Annotated in this window: 17 protein-coding genes; all 17 read left to right on the top strand. The window is 42.6% G+C overall.

Annotated features, from left to right (window positions below; genetic code table 11):
- The first annotated feature begins 450 nt into the window (after positions 1-450).
- The 17 genes from rpmH (at position 451) to atpF (ending at position 14,117) form a co-directional block, all read left to right on the top strand.
- Positions 451-585 carry a 50S ribosomal protein L34 gene (gene rpmH, locus AV939_RS19955; RefSeq protein WP_049791785.1) on the top strand — a complete coding sequence of 45 codons (135 nt, stop codon included), beginning with the start codon at positions 451-453 and terminating at the stop codon, positions 583-585.
- A 22-nt stretch (positions 586-607) separates the two neighbouring features.
- On the top strand, positions 608-967 hold the full coding sequence (rnpA, locus tag AV939_RS19950; protein ID WP_057795042.1) for a ribonuclease P protein component: 360 nt from the start codon (positions 608-610) through the stop codon (positions 965-967).
- Positions 952-1,200 carry a membrane protein insertion efficiency factor YidD gene (gene yidD / locus AV939_RS20105; RefSeq protein ID WP_082605073.1) on the top strand — a complete coding sequence of 83 codons (249 nt, stop codon included), beginning with the start codon at positions 952-954 and terminating at the stop codon, positions 1,198-1,200. The genes rnpA and yidD overlap by 16 nt, the downstream gene beginning before the upstream one ends.
- Before the next feature lie 10 nt (positions 1,201-1,210).
- Positions 1,211-2,863, top strand: coding sequence for a membrane protein insertase YidC (gene yidC, locus AV939_RS19945; RefSeq protein ID WP_057795043.1), 1,653 nt, complete (start codon positions 1,211-1,213; stop codon positions 2,861-2,863).
- A 71-nt stretch (positions 2,864-2,934) separates the two neighbouring features.
- Positions 2,935-3,417: a YajQ family cyclic di-GMP-binding protein gene (locus tag AV939_RS19940; protein ID WP_057795044.1), complete on the top strand. Its 483-nt coding sequence runs from the start codon at positions 2,935-2,937 to the stop codon at positions 3,415-3,417.
- Between the two features lie 3 nt (positions 3,418-3,420).
- On the top strand, positions 3,421-4,809 hold the full coding sequence (gene mnmE / locus AV939_RS19935) for a tRNA uridine-5-carboxymethylaminomethyl(34) synthesis GTPase MnmE (RefSeq protein ID WP_057795045.1): 1,389 nt from the start codon (positions 3,421-3,423) through the stop codon (positions 4,807-4,809).
- A 3-nt stretch (positions 4,810-4,812) separates the two neighbouring features.
- The gene (mioC, locus tag AV939_RS19930) at positions 4,813-5,250 is read left to right on the top strand and encodes an FMN-binding protein MioC (RefSeq protein ID WP_061998131.1); all 438 of its coding nucleotides are present in this window, start codon (positions 4,813-4,815) and stop codon (positions 5,248-5,250) included.
- Positions 5,247-5,918 carry a DnaT-like ssDNA-binding domain-containing protein gene (locus AV939_RS19925; RefSeq protein ID WP_057795047.1) on the top strand — a complete coding sequence of 224 codons (672 nt, stop codon included), beginning with the start codon at positions 5,247-5,249 and terminating at the stop codon, positions 5,916-5,918. The genes mioC and AV939_RS19925 overlap by 4 nt, the downstream gene beginning before the upstream one ends.
- Before the next feature lie 4 nt (positions 5,919-5,922).
- Entirely contained in the window at positions 5,923-6,744 is an 822-nt protein-coding gene (locus tag AV939_RS19920; protein ID WP_057795048.1) for an ATP-binding protein, read from the top strand.
- Positions 6,745-7,455: 711 nt separating this feature from the next.
- Positions 7,456-9,357: a tRNA uridine-5-carboxymethylaminomethyl(34) synthesis enzyme MnmG gene (gene mnmG, locus AV939_RS19915; protein WP_057795049.1), complete on the top strand. Its 1,902-nt coding sequence runs from the start codon at positions 7,456-7,458 to the stop codon at positions 9,355-9,357.
- 14 nt (positions 9,358-9,371) lie between these two features.
- Positions 9,372-10,016: a 16S rRNA (guanine(527)-N(7))-methyltransferase RsmG gene (gene rsmG, locus AV939_RS19910; protein WP_057795050.1), complete on the top strand. Its 645-nt coding sequence runs from the start codon at positions 9,372-9,374 to the stop codon at positions 10,014-10,016.
- 11 nt (positions 10,017-10,027) lie between these two features.
- Positions 10,028-10,822 (top strand): ParA family protein, encoded by a 795-nt coding sequence (locus AV939_RS19905; RefSeq protein WP_013786818.1) that lies wholly within the window; start codon positions 10,028-10,030, stop codon positions 10,820-10,822.
- Positions 10,823-10,871: 49 nt separating this feature from the next.
- The gene (locus tag AV939_RS19900; RefSeq protein WP_061998130.1) at positions 10,872-11,750 is read left to right on the top strand and encodes a ParB/RepB/Spo0J family partition protein; all 879 of its coding nucleotides are present in this window, start codon (positions 10,872-10,874) and stop codon (positions 11,748-11,750) included.
- A gap of 205 nt (positions 11,751-11,955) precedes the next feature.
- Positions 11,956-12,339, top strand: coding sequence for an ATP synthase subunit I (locus AV939_RS19895; protein WP_061998129.1), 384 nt, complete (start codon positions 11,956-11,958; stop codon positions 12,337-12,339).
- 100 nt (positions 12,340-12,439) lie between these two features.
- Positions 12,440-13,273, top strand: coding sequence for a F0F1 ATP synthase subunit A (gene atpB, locus AV939_RS19890; RefSeq protein WP_061998128.1), 834 nt, complete (start codon positions 12,440-12,442; stop codon positions 13,271-13,273).
- Between the two features lie 105 nt (positions 13,274-13,378).
- On the top strand, positions 13,379-13,609 hold the full coding sequence (gene atpE / locus AV939_RS19885) for a F0F1 ATP synthase subunit C (protein ID WP_061998127.1): 231 nt from the start codon (positions 13,379-13,381) through the stop codon (positions 13,607-13,609).
- Between the two features lie 37 nt (positions 13,610-13,646).
- Positions 13,647-14,117, top strand: coding sequence for a F0F1 ATP synthase subunit B (atpF, locus tag AV939_RS19880; protein ID WP_061998126.1), 471 nt, complete (start codon positions 13,647-13,649; stop codon positions 14,115-14,117).
- Positions 14,118-14,131 lie beyond the last annotated feature (14 nt).

Here is a 14,131-nt window from a genome sequence, read left to right as displayed (position 1 = left end):
TATCAACAAAAAGTAAATGACGATCTTTGGAGATCATCAGGATCAAAACTGTAAACCATTGATAATTAAACAAAGAGTTCTTATTCGAAAATGTGCTTAATTTAGCTGAATTAAGAATTAAAATACTGATAATCGGATGAGATCACCGTCTAAATGCCATACACAGCGGTTTGAAATTTGAAAATCTGTGGATAAAATGACGATTATAACCAGCTTATTCACAGTTAAAATTATAGCGGCTGATTAGCATTTAAGCCTTTACAGTAAACTTTGTTCACATTTTCTACCGAAATAGTGGATTATTGATTGACAGCGGGCCCCGAGATCTCTAGAATTCAGCGTCCTTTTTCGATGGGCTTTTCTGGTGATAAGCACAACTTACTCTGGCAACAGAATAAAGTGTTTACCAAAAACGCCTATGTTTAATTAAATATAAGTGAGACTTTGGTCATGAAAAGAACATTTCAACCGAGCAATTTGAAGCGTAAGCGTTCTCACGGTTTTCGTGCTCGTATGGCGACTAAAAATGGTCGTAAAATACTAGCAGCTCGCCGTGCAAAAGGCCGCGCTCGTCTTTCTGCTTAAGCTTAAGTAGAAAGCACCTAAAGTGGGCGAAAATCATTTTTCACGGGAGTTACGTCTGTTAACTCCCACCCACTTTACCTATGTGTTTGATAATGCAATTCCAGCTGTATCTCCCTCGTTTACCATCCTAGCAAGAATCAATACTCTACCATCCCCACGTTTAGGCATTACACTTGCCAAAAAGCGCATTCGTAAAGCTCACGACCGAAATCGTTTAAAACGCTTAATTCGTGAAAGTTTTCGCCATAAGCAACATGATCTCCCAAATGTGGATATTATCGTAATTGGTAAATCTGGTGCTGATAAACTTAGCAATCAAGAGATTTTCGCAACGATGGATAAGCTATGGAAAAAATTAGCCAAACGTTGCAACGCGTCTTAATCGCGATACCACTGGTACTCATAAAACTGTATCAATGGTTTATATCTCCTATTTTAGGACAACGCTGTCGTTTTCATCCATCATGTTCTTGGTATGCTATTGAAGCACTAAAAACACATGGATTAGTAAAAGGCGGTTGGCTATCAATCAAACGCATATTAAGATGCCATCCTTTGCATGCCGGTGGTTACGACCCAGTACCGGAAAAACAACAAGATAAACACTCAAAATAAAGAGACCTATATGGAATCGCAACGTAGTTTTCTGATAATTGGCCTGGCGCTGGTCAGCTTTTTGCTTTGGCAACAATGGCAAAAAGAATACGGACCTCAACCTGTACAGCAAGTACAAACAGAGCAAGCCGAACAGGTATCACAAGGTGTGCCATCATTTGATGATGCGCAATCTGAAGATGTACCTACCGGTGATAGCATGCCAGCTGCTAAACCGATGGCTAGCGCATCAAATGCTAATCGCATTATCGAAGTTAAAACTGATGGCTTAGACCTTCGCATCGACTTATTGGGTGGCGATGTCATTACTGCAGACTTATTAAAGTTTCCAGTAACTCAAGGTTCAGAAGAACCTTACAGTCTATTACGTTCAGGTAATGGCTTATATGTAGCACAAAGTGGTCTTATTGGTGCTAATGGCCCAGATGCTAGCAGCAGTGGTCGCCCTGTTTATCGTACTGAAAGCAATTTCTACGAGATGACCGGAGATACCCTAGAAGTGCCGTTAGTATGGAAAAACGACCAAGGACTTACTGTTACCAAAACGTTCATCTTCAAGAAAGACCATTATGAAGTTGCGGTAAATTACACGGTTCAGAATAACTCTGGCGCAGTGGCTAATGTGCAGCAATATGCACAACTGAAACAAGTTATTGACGCGGAAGATGACGGCAACATGTTTATGCCTACCTATCGCGGCGCAGCATATTCGACCGAAGATGATCGTTATCAGAAATATACCTTCGACGATATTGAAGATGACAAGTTGCGTGAAACCACTAAAGCGGGTTGGGCAGGTATGCTTGAGCATTACTTTGTCTCTGCTTGGGTACCACCACAGGATCAAGTTAACACCATTTACTCGCGCAATATTTCAAATCAATATGCGGTTATTGGTGTACTAATGCCTGCGGCGGCAATAAACAGTGGTGAAACAAAAACATTATCTAGCACCCTTTATATGGGTCCTAAAGATCAAGAAAAGCTTGTTCAAATTGCTCGTGGCCTAGATTTAACCGTTGATTACGGCATTTTATGGTGGATATCTCAACCACTGTTTTCACTACTTACGTTCTTACATAGCTTAGTGAATAACTGGGGTGTAGCCATCATCTTGATTACTATCGTAGTGAAAGGAGCTATGTACTGGCTGACTAAGAAACAATACGAGTCAATGGCTCGCATGCGTAACTTAGCACCTAAAATGCAGCAACTTAAAGACCGTTTTGGCGATGACAGACAAAAAATGTCTCAGTCGATGATGGAGCTTTATAAGAAAGAAAAAGTTAACCCTATGGGTGGTTGTTTACCACTAGTACTTCAAATGCCTATCTTCTTAGCGCTCTATTGGGTGTTGATGGAAAGTGTTGAATTACGCCATGCAGATTTCGCATTGTGGATCACTGACTTGTCAGTGAAAGACCCGTACTTTGTATTGCCTATATTAACGGGCGCAAGTATGTACTTATTGCAGAAACTACAACCTACAACGATTACTGATCCTATGCAGCAGAAGATAATGCAGTTCATGCCTGTGGCAATGAGTGTGTTCTTCTTATGGTTCCCTGCAGGTCTAGTATTATACTGGTTAGTAAGTAACATCATTACATTAGTACAAGCCAAAATGATATATGCTTCTATGGAGAAGCGGGGAATTAAATAGCAACGTCTATTTCTTTTATAATAAACAGCCCGCCAATTGCGGGCTGTTTTGTCTACGAGGATAAATTAACTATGCCATCATTTGATATTGTGTCAGAAATCAACATGGAAGAAGTGCGCAACGCCACTGAGAACGCACACCGAGAACTTGCCACACGTTTCGATTTTCGCGGCATTGAAGCGAGCTTTGAATACAAAGAGAAAACCGTGGTAATGAAAGCGGAAGCCGAATTCCAATTACAACAAATGGAAAGTATGTTTAGAACTGCATGCTCTAAGCGAAACCTAGATACTTCGTTTATTGATATGAAGCCCTTTGATGCTAACGGCAAAACCTATCGTCAAACGATTGCTTTCAAAGAAGGCATAGAACAGCCTATTGCGAAGAAAATTGTAAAAATTATTAAAGACGCAAAAATCAAAGTACAAACGGCTATTCAAGGTGAAGAACTGCGAGTAACCGGTAAAAAGCGTGATGATTTACAACAAGCCATGGCCTTGGTGAAATCATCAGACTTAGGTCAGCCTTTTCAATTTAAGAACTTTCGCGACTAAAATATGGATTCACATATCATCACAACCGATACCATTACCGCCCAAGCTACTGCCCCTGGGCGCGGTGGAGTAGGAATTGTACGAGTATCAGGCCCACATGCTAAAACTATAGCAGCCACTCTGGTACCCACAGCCCTAACACCTAGATTGGCCACCTATACCCCGTTTGTCGATAGCCAACAAAATGTTATCGACCAAGGTATCGCGCTATTCTTCAAAGGGCCTAATTCATTTACGGGCGAAGATGTATTAGAGCTGCAAGGTCATGGCGGTCAGGTTGTGATGGATATGCTTATTGACGCTGTGTTATCGACTGGCAAAGCGCGATTAGCCAACCCAGGTGAGTTTAGTGAACAAGCCTTTATCAACGACAAGCTCGATTTAGCGCAAGCTGAGGCTATCGCTGATTTAATAGATGCTAGCTCTAAACAAGCGGCAAGAAGCGCGCTACGTTCGTTACAGGGCGAGTTTTCAACCCAAATACAAACGTTGTCTGATCAAATTGTTCATTTACGTATGTACGTTGAAGCCGCTATCGACTTTCCTGAAGAAGAAATTGATTTCTTATCTGACGGCAAAGTGTCTGGCGATCTAGCCGCCATACTTGCGCACCTTCAAGTTGTACGAGAGCAAGCTAAGCAAGGAAGTCTACTCAGAGAAGGCATGCAGGTGGTTATCGCCGGGCGCCCTAATGCGGGTAAATCAAGTTTACTAAATGCATTAGCAGGCCGAGATAGCGCCATAGTCACCGAGATTGCAGGCACTACTCGTGATGTATTAAAAGAGCATATTAATATTAACGGCATGCCGGTACACATCATTGATACCGCAGGTCTTCGTGATAGCCCGGACAAAGTAGAACAAATTGGGATTGAGCGAGCGTGGCAAGCCATTAGCGAAGCGGATCACGTACTTTTTGTTACTGATTCAACCACTACTGATGTGGCAGATCCTTATAAAATTTGGCCTGAATTTATGGCGCGCTTACCAGAGGGTATCCCAACCACGGTAATCAAAAATAAAGCGGATCTAAGCGAGTTAGAAGTAGGCCTGAATAACGTAAAAACCGAACATGGCGATATGCCGGTTATTAATATTTCAGCAAAAGAAAGCGACGGTATCGATACCCTGCGAGATCATTTGGCCAACACCATGGGGTTCGACACTACCACTGAAGGGCAATTCATCGCCCGAAGACGCCACCTTGATGCGTTGGAAAAGGCATATCAATTTGTGGTGATAGGCGAACAACAACTTCACGATGCTATGGCCGGTGAACTACTTGCAGAAGAACTGCGGTTAGCCCATCAGTCATTGTGTGAAATCACTGGTGAATTCACCTCAGACGACTTACTTGGTAAGATATTTTCATCTTTCTGTATTGGTAAATAATTAATGACAACGCACTATGAAATAATTGTGGGTACCATGCTTGGAGCTTCAGAATATGTGGCCGAAGCTATTGCCAAAACACTTGAGCAGCTAGGCAATACATTCACTATTCATCTTGAACCAACACTAAGTAGCATTAATAAAGACTCGACATGGATAGTGTGTACATCAACCCATGGTGCGGGTGAACTACCTGATAATATCCAACCTTTTGCGAAATCATTAAAAGACACTGATTTAACGGGTGTGAATTTCTATGTAATTGGTTTGGGTGACACGAGTTACGATACCTTCTGCCATGGCGCAAAAGATATAGAAACCGCTATGAAAAATACTGGTGCTACCCTTCTTGCCGAACCCATACATATTGATGTGTTAGAACATCCTATTCCAGAAGATGAAGCGGTAGCACTGTTCCAACGCTCCTTGGAAACTGCATGAGTACAACGCTAACGCAAGCTGAACTCGCGGTACTACAATCGCCAATATCAAACGATTGCCGCGTACTTTACTTGCTTGGCTTACGCCCAACAGCCAACACAGCTTCTACGGCAAGTGCTGCTATCGATTATAAGTTCTTACTGTCGCTATTAAACGGCGAACAAAAAGACACCCCCTATCAACGTGGCCGGCAAATCAATAGCCTATTAAAACAGCTTGAACTTGTGGGGCTGGTGGTTTTTCCAGAAACGTTGGATTTAGAGCATTCTATTAACGGCAAAGCCCTACTTCTTCCTTTGATAAACAACGCACAATCAAACTTTGATGCGCTGCATAAGTCTCATTTTGCTATTTCAGCCTCTTGGAAGCCAAACAAAGCGTTATTCTTAGAGATGGCCTCTCTGCTCGGTATTATTGATACTGAGTATGATGATAATGAAGTGGGCGAATTCATCTCTTACTGGCTAGGTAGGCCAGGCACAATACTGAGTGAATTCCAATGGACACAAAAATTCGCTCACAATATTAAACATAAGCGCGTAGCCGCGGGTTATTCTCCTGTAAGAAAAGTGGGAAATCAGCAAGTGAAAGTTGCAGCCGGTATCGAAGCGGATGATAATGCAAGAAAGCTGGTGGAAAAATACGCCACATCGACAAAGAAGAACTAACGCTATGGATCGAATTACAGACAAAATTGCGAATCTTGCAAAGGCCCTTAACAAGCCTTCCGAGCCTAACGATGAATACATCGATTACGCAACACTTAGAAAGCAATACGAAAACCAAGCAAATCAAGAAATTGGTCAACTACAACAACGCTCTAAAAAAGCGCGTGTAGAAGCCATTCATGGGCGTTCTGATCTAAACCCCAAGTGGACGTTCGCTAACTTGGTAGAAGACAGCGATGATGTCATTGAAGCGGTATCTATTGCACAGTCATTTATTGCTGCTCATGACGATCCCGCTTGGCGTCAAAGTGGTTCTCATATGATGTTATTCTACGGTGATTATGGCAGAGGTAAGTCTCATATTGCTGGCGCGATCGCCCATCAACTTATAGAACAATACGAGATCTCAGTTTTATACAGGCAGCTTTCAACCCTATTGGAAATGCGTTATTTCTCTTATGATTTTAGCGCCACAGACAACGTAGGTCAGAAGTTCAGAGAAGCAAACCAAGAACTACTTGAAGTCGATTTGCTCATTCTTGATGAAGTATGTGTGAATGAAACCGTGCTTAAAAAGAATACCCAAAGCTGGTTAGGCAATTTATTGCGCCAACGTTTGGTAAATAAAAAGAACTGCATCTTAATTACCAACCATAGTTTAGGCGAGCTAGAGCACGCTATGGGCCGTTATTGCTTTGAGTCAGTCAAAGAGTACGATACTTATAAAGTACGCTTTCAAGGCCCAAGTAGACGTGAAGGCTTAACCCAAGATGAAGCTGAAGCACAAAATATCACGCCGAGATATCAACCTAACCAGGTTCGCTAGACTAAAAACCGCAGAGAAAGCGCGCTCAACGTTCAGTAAAATAACCCTCGTATTTCTTTAAAAGGGTGTCATTAATAATGATCGTTGCTCCTCTGCGGCGCTAATTTTTTTGATTCCTCCATAATTTTTTAATTATTTTTCCGATCACAAAATAAAAGATAATGAGTGATCACACGATCCATTTAAAAATTGTGGAAAGATCTCATCCACAACAAGATCGCTCTGAAAGCCATATCCTATGCTTAGTTAGCGATCTAACAACAGTAATAACCAACATTTTATCCCCAATGCGATCACATCTTGATCAGTGCTGTGGATAGGATCCTACAAACCACTGTGTATAAGCTCTTACTGAAGAATGAGTAACTTTATTCACAATTGCCCATGTGGATAACTAAGGGGTTTATACACAAGATCATGAGGGGGTTATCGATCTGTATTGCACAACCTTTTAGATCGTGTAACTTCATGATCTGAAACTGCTTTAAAGGGTTACTAACAGATCTTGCTGATCCTAATAATAATAAAAATAAACAGATCTATAAGAGATCTTAAGATCAATAAAGCCAAAGCGAAAAGAAATGAACAACAGCATTGAAGAAAATTTAACCGTTTTCTTTATGCAATAAGTCAGCTAAAATACGCGCCCTTTTTTCAGCTTGTTCAGAAAAGAAAAAAGTTACTCCATTTACGTTAATAGTGAGGTTCGATATGTATTACACCCAAGCATTTGATGTCATCGTAGTCGGTGGTGGTCATGCTGGAACAGAAGCTGCGCTAGCTGCTGCTCGCATGGGTTCAAACACCTTACTGTTAACCCATAACATTGAAACCATTGGACAGATGTCTTGTAACCCAGCGATCGGTGGGATCGGCAAAGGTCATTTGGTAAAAGAAATTGATGCACTTGGTGGTGCTATGGGATTGGCTGCCGATCACGGTGGTATTCAGTTTAGAACTCTAAATTCAAGCAAGGGACCAGCTGTTCGTGCAACGCGTGCTCAGGCTGATAGAACCCTTTACCGCCAAGCCATTCGTAAAATTGTAGAAAGCCAAGAAAACCTCACGTTGTTTCAACAAAGTGTTGACGATCTTGTGGTTGAAAACGATCAGGTAACTGGTGTGGTTACTCAAATGGGGCTTAAATTTAAAGCCAAAACCGTGGTACTCACAGTAGGAACATTCTTAGGCGGCACTATTCACATAGGCCTTGAGAACTATCGTGGTGGACGCGCAGGCGATCCCCCTTCGATAGCCCTCGCTGATCGTTTACGTGCCTTACCGTTTCGTGTAGACCGCTTAAAAACCGGAACGCCTGCACGTTTAGATGCCCGTTCGTTAGATTTTAGTGTGATGCAAGCACAACCAGGTGATAATCCAACACCGGTATTTTCATTCATGGGCAATCGTGAAATGCATCCACAACAGATCCCATGCTACATCACGCACACTAACGAAAAAACACACGATATTATTCGAGGTGGACTTGATCGCTCTCCTATGTTCACTGGCGTCATTGAAGGCATTGGCCCCCGTTACTGCCCAAGCATTGAAGATAAGATCACCCGTTTTGCAGACAAAGATTCCCATCAAATTTTTGTGGAGCCAGAAGGCTTAAACAGCATTGAAGTTTATCCAAATGGTATTTCAACAAGTTTGCCTTTTGATGTTCAGATGAATCTTGTTCGCTCAATCAAAGGGTTCGAGAACGCGCATATTGTGCGCCCTGGCTATGCCATTGAATATGATTTCTTCGATCCGAGAGATCTGAAACAAACACTCGAAAACAAATTTATCAAAGGTTTGTTCTTTGCTGGCCAAATTAACGGCACAACCGGTTATGAAGAAGCAGGTGCACAAGGCCTCATTGCTGGCGCAAATGCGTCGCTGCAAGCACAAGAAAAAGATCCCCTTATTTTACGACGCGATCAAGCCTACATGGGCGTACTGATTGACGATCTGGCTACCATGGGAACGAAAGAACCCTATCGTATGTTCACCAGCCGTGCTGAATATCGATTATTGCTGCGTGAAGATAACGCCGATAGTCGCTTAACTGCGTTAGGTCGTGAAATAGGCTTAGTGGATGATGCTCGCTGGGCCGCGTTCAATACGAAGCAAGAAGCGGTTGAAGGCGAGTTGCAACGCATGCGTGGAAACTGGGTCCACAAAGATCATAGTGCTACGCCAGCGTTGAATACCCTGCTTAAAACACCCGTAAGCAAAGAGCATTCACTAGAAGAACTTATTCGTCGACCTGAAATGACCTATCGTCAATTGATGGAGATTGAAAGTATTGGACCTGGTTTAGCCGATCCTATTGCGGCAGAACAAGTTGAGATCCAAATTAAGTACGCAGGTTATATTGCGCGCCAGATGGACGAAATAGCCAAAACACAGCGTCACGAGAATTCACTGTTACCGGTTGATCTCGATTTTACTAAAATCTCAGGTTTATCAAACGAAGTGGTAGCGAAACTTACCGAAGCGAGACCTGAAACTATTGGTAAAGCGTCGCGTATTTCCGGAATTACGCCGGCTGCTATTTCGTTGCTTTTGGTGTATTTGAAAAAGCACGGCATGTTAAGAAAACACGATAAATTAAGCGCTTAAGCAGATTTCAATTTATGAGTTTAGAGCAAGAATTACACGAAATACTGGCCTCGGGCCTTGCGGCACAATCACTTCAATTAAGTGATGATCAGCAAGCAAAGCTCGTGGGCTTTGTATTATTGATTGATAAATGGAACAAAGCCTACAACCTAACATCGGTGCGCGATCCGAAGCAGATGATGGTAAAACATATTTTGGACTCATTAGCGATATATCCATATTTAGCTAAACATGAAGCCAAACATATCATTGACGTAGGCACTGGGCCTGGATTGCCAGGTATGCCCCTTGCAATAGCGTTTCCTGACACGGCGTTTACCTTGCTAGATAGTTTAGGTAAGCGCGTTCGTTTTATGACCCAAAGTGTCCACGCCCTTAAACTATCGAATGTGACACCTGTTCAAAGTCGTGTTGAAGCACATACCCCAGCGCAACCGTATGATATAGTACTTAGCCGAGCGTTCGCTTCATTAAAAGATATGTTGCACTGGTGCCAACATCTGGTAAATTCAAACGGGCAGTTCCTTGCACTCAAAGGGCAGTTTCCAGAAGACGAACTAAAAGAAGTGAGTGATCACTATCAGGTGATCAAAACGGAAAGTCTCACTGTACCGAATCTGGTGGGCGAACGACACCTCGTTTGGATTAAAAAGGCATAACAGGACTTATTGTGGCAAAGGTAATCGCGATCGCGAATCAAAAAGGTGGTGTGGGTAAAACCACTACTGCAGTGAATGTTGCAGCATCAATGGCTGCCACAAAACGTAAAGTGCTACTGATTGATCTTGATCCACAAGGTAATGCAACCATGGGAAGCGGCGTCGACAAATACGATGTTCACGCTACCGCGTTTGAGTTGCTTATCGAAGAACAACCTATCAACGACGTTATTGTTAAAAATACGGCGGGTAAATTTGATTTAGTGGCTGCCAATGGCGACGTGACAGCAGCTGAAATTAAGTTAATGGAAATGTTTGCCCGTGAAGTACGCCTTAGAAATGCGTTAAAACCTGTTCTTGATTATTACGATTTTATCTTTATTGACTGCCCTCCTTCACTAAACCAACTTACGGTGAATGCATTAGCCGCGGCTGATTCAGTCATGGTGCCAATGCAATGTGAATATTACGCGCTTGAAGGGTTAACGGCGTTAATGGATACCATTCAAAAACTCGCGTCAGTAGTAAATCCTGAATTGAAGATTGAAGGGGTATTGCGTACTATGTACGACCCTCGTAACCGCCTTGCAAACGACGTTTCAGAACAGCTTAAGCGTCATTTTGGTGAGCAAGTATATCGTACTGTGATCCCGCGCAACGTGCGCCTAGCTGAAGCGCCAAGTTTCGGTACCCCGGCGATGTACTACGATAAGTCTTCTACAGGGGCTAAAGCATATTTAGCATTGGCGGGTGAAATTCTTCGTCGCCGTGATAAATCTGCGCCAAGTCAGGCGAAAGCCAGTTAAATATAAATAAAGCGTAATGCATATCAGCAAATAGGCCATTGAGGGTAATATGTCAGCAAGAAAAAGAGGGCTAGGTCGCGGTTTGGATGCGCTATTAGCAACCAGTCAATCGACGTCGCAAAGAGAAACAGATGCTGCGGCGACAGAAGCTACACAAAGCGAACTTAGTAAATTACCGATAGAATTTCTTGTGCCTGGCAAATATCAGCCTCGCAAAGACATGTCACCTGATGCCCTTGAAGACCTTGCTTCCTCTATTCGTGCTCAAGGTGTTATTCAACCCATTGTTGTTCGTAAGGTTGAAGACAACAAGTACGAAATTATTGCGGGTGAACGCCGTTGGCGCGCATCGCAACTTGCACAACTTGATGAAGTTCCTTGTCTTGTTAAAGATGTACCTGATGAGGCTGCCGTTGCCATTGCGCTAATTGAAAATATTCAGCGTGAAGATTTAAACGCGATGGAAGAAGCACAAGCATTAGACCGTCTAATGAACGAATTCTCCCTAACTCATCAAGAAGTCGCTGAAGCCGTAGGTAAATCTCGCACAACCGTGACGAACTTGCTTCGCCTTAACAATCTTAATGATGACGTTAAATTGTTAGTGGAGCATGGTGATATTGAAATGGGCCATGCTCGCGCATTGCTTGCCCTTGATGGTGATAAGCAATCAGAAGCGGCAAATGTTGTTTCAGGTAAAGGTTTAACGGTTCGTGATACAGAAAAGCTGGTCAAAAAGCTGCTTGAACCAGAAAAACCGAAGCAAGAGAAGCAAATTGATCCTGATGTGCAAAACCTTATGACCCGACTTTCAGAAAATTTAGGGGCACCGGTAACAATAGACCATAATGCAAAAGGGAAAGGTAAATTAGTCATTAGCTTTGACGATTTACAACAATTAGACGGAATAATAACTAAAATTCAATAAGTTATATTTATATGCTGAAAGGTAGTAGGCATTAATAGTGAGGCCATTCATTCCTAAAACTCGGGCTGTGGACAGCCTCCTTTCCGGTTATAGCGTTAGAATATTTTCAGAATAGCTTTCAAAATGCGATGTACTGTTGAAAAATGTCGGTAAAACAGTATACTTCTGACGCTTTTCGTTAGACATGAACAAGCAGTAGGGCAACGTGAAAAACAAGTTAGCTGAACACGGATTATTTATTGCCAAAAAAGGCATTCTGTTTCAGGTAGTCACGGCACTAATAATAACCCTTTTGGCGGGTATTATCGCAGGTCAACATTCTGCAATATCAACCGCCGCTGGCGCAGTGATAAGCATACTGCCAACAGCCGTTTTTTCAGGGTTTGCATTTAGATATGCTGGTGCGAGTAAAAACGAACTTGTTGCCCGAAGTTTTAGCCAAGGTTCAAAATTGAAACTGGCACTGACAATCATTTTATTTGTAGTGACATTTGCAGGCTTAAATGCCGCGCCTATCGAAGTATTCGTGGCTTATGTCGCTACAACCGCCAGTCATGCACTGGCCATGTTCCGTTATGGTACGAAGTAGTCAAATAATAACGATTAATAAATAGCTACTGAATACTTTGGTTACGAATATGTACTGGAACCAGTCACCAATTTTTACACTTTACAACTTAGGTTAAACAATGGCATCTGAATACACTACCTCAGAATATATCAAGCACCACTTGACCAATGCCACCATGTGCTCAACCGACAACGGAATTGCTTTTAATAAAGCATGCTCTGATGCAGGTTTTTGGGCGTGGCATGTCGACACACTAGCCTGGTCAATTGGCCTTGGCATACTTTTTCTTGTTGTTTTTAGAAGCGTAGCTTCAAAAGCCACTACAGGTGTTCCTGGCAAAATGCAGGCGTTTGTGGAATTGGTTATTGAGTTCGTTGACGACAACGTAAAAAGTACCTTCCACGGAAGAAGTGCACTTATTGCACCTCTTGCACTCACTATTTTTGTTTGGGTTTTATTGATGAACCTGATGGATTTAGTGCCTGTTGACCTTATTCCTTGGATTGCAGGTCTTGTAGGTCAGCACGCGTTCGGTATGGACCCTCATGATGTTTATATGAAGGCTGTGCCTACTACTGACCTTAACTTAACGTTTGCATTAGCAGCAGGCGTATTTGTTCTTATTCTTTTCTATTCAATCAAAATGAAGGGTATTGGTGGTTTTACTAAAGAACTTACTATGCAACCTTTCGGTCACCCAATATTTATTCCGGTGAACTTCATTCTGGAAACCGTTACCTTACTAGCACGCCCGCTTTCATTAGCACTGCGTTTGTTCGGTAACTTATACGCCAGTGAGCTAATCTTTATTTTGATAGCCACCATTGGTTACTTCCAATTACCTTTACACTTTATGTGGGCCGTATTCCACATATTGGTTCTCCCTCTGCAAGCGTTTATTTTCATGATGCTAACCATCGTGTATTTAAGCTTGGCATGTGAAGACCATTAATAAGCATTAACCCGTGTCGGTATTGCCTGGAAATATCGGCGCGGTTGATAACCGAGTTCTACTTTTAACATTAACTTTAACTTAACTTTAAATCGGAGATTTAACATGCTTGCAATTGCAGTTGCTATCCTAATTGGTATGGGTGCGCTTGGTACCGCTATCGGCTTCGGTCTTCTAGGTGGTAAATTCCTAGAGTCCGCTGCTCGTCAGCCAGAGCTTGCGCCTCAACTACAAGTAAAAATGTTCATCGTAGCAGGTCTTATCGACGCTATCGCGATGATCGGTGTAGGTATTGCACTATTCCTATTGTTCGCTCCACCTGAATACTTACTTTAATTCAGTCTTTAGCGAACTATTATAAGGAGGGGCGAGAGTGAATCTTAACGCCACTTTTATTGGTCAATTAATCGCCTTTGCTGTATTTGTAGTGTTCTGCATGAAATATGTATGGCCACCGCTGATGGCAGCGATTGAAGAACGTCAAAAGAAGATAGCCGATGGGCTTGAAGCTTCTGAACGGGCAGAGAAAGACTTAGAACTTGCTCAAGCGAAAGCCACTGAGCAAATGAAAGACGCGAAAGCGCAAGCAGCCGAAATTATCGAGCAAGCCAAAAAGCGCGCCAACCAATTGGTTGACGAAGAAACGCAAAAAGGCCATGCAGAACGCGAGAAGATTATTGCTTCTGGCTACACCGAAATTGAAGCTGAACGCAATCGTGCCAAAGAAGATTTGCGCAAGCAAGTGTCTGCATTAGCAGTAGCTGGCGCACAGCAAATCTTACAACGTGAAATTGATGCTAACGCACAAAACGACATTGTTGAAAAACTTGTCGCTGAGCTTTAAGAGGGAGATGAGCC

It is taken from the genome of Alteromonas sp. Mac1, from assembly GCF_001562125.1.
GTDB classification, from domain to species: Bacteria; Pseudomonadota; Gammaproteobacteria; order Enterobacterales; family Alteromonadaceae; genus Alteromonas; species Alteromonas stellipolaris.
This window is presented reverse-complemented; position numbering and strand designations above follow the sequence as displayed.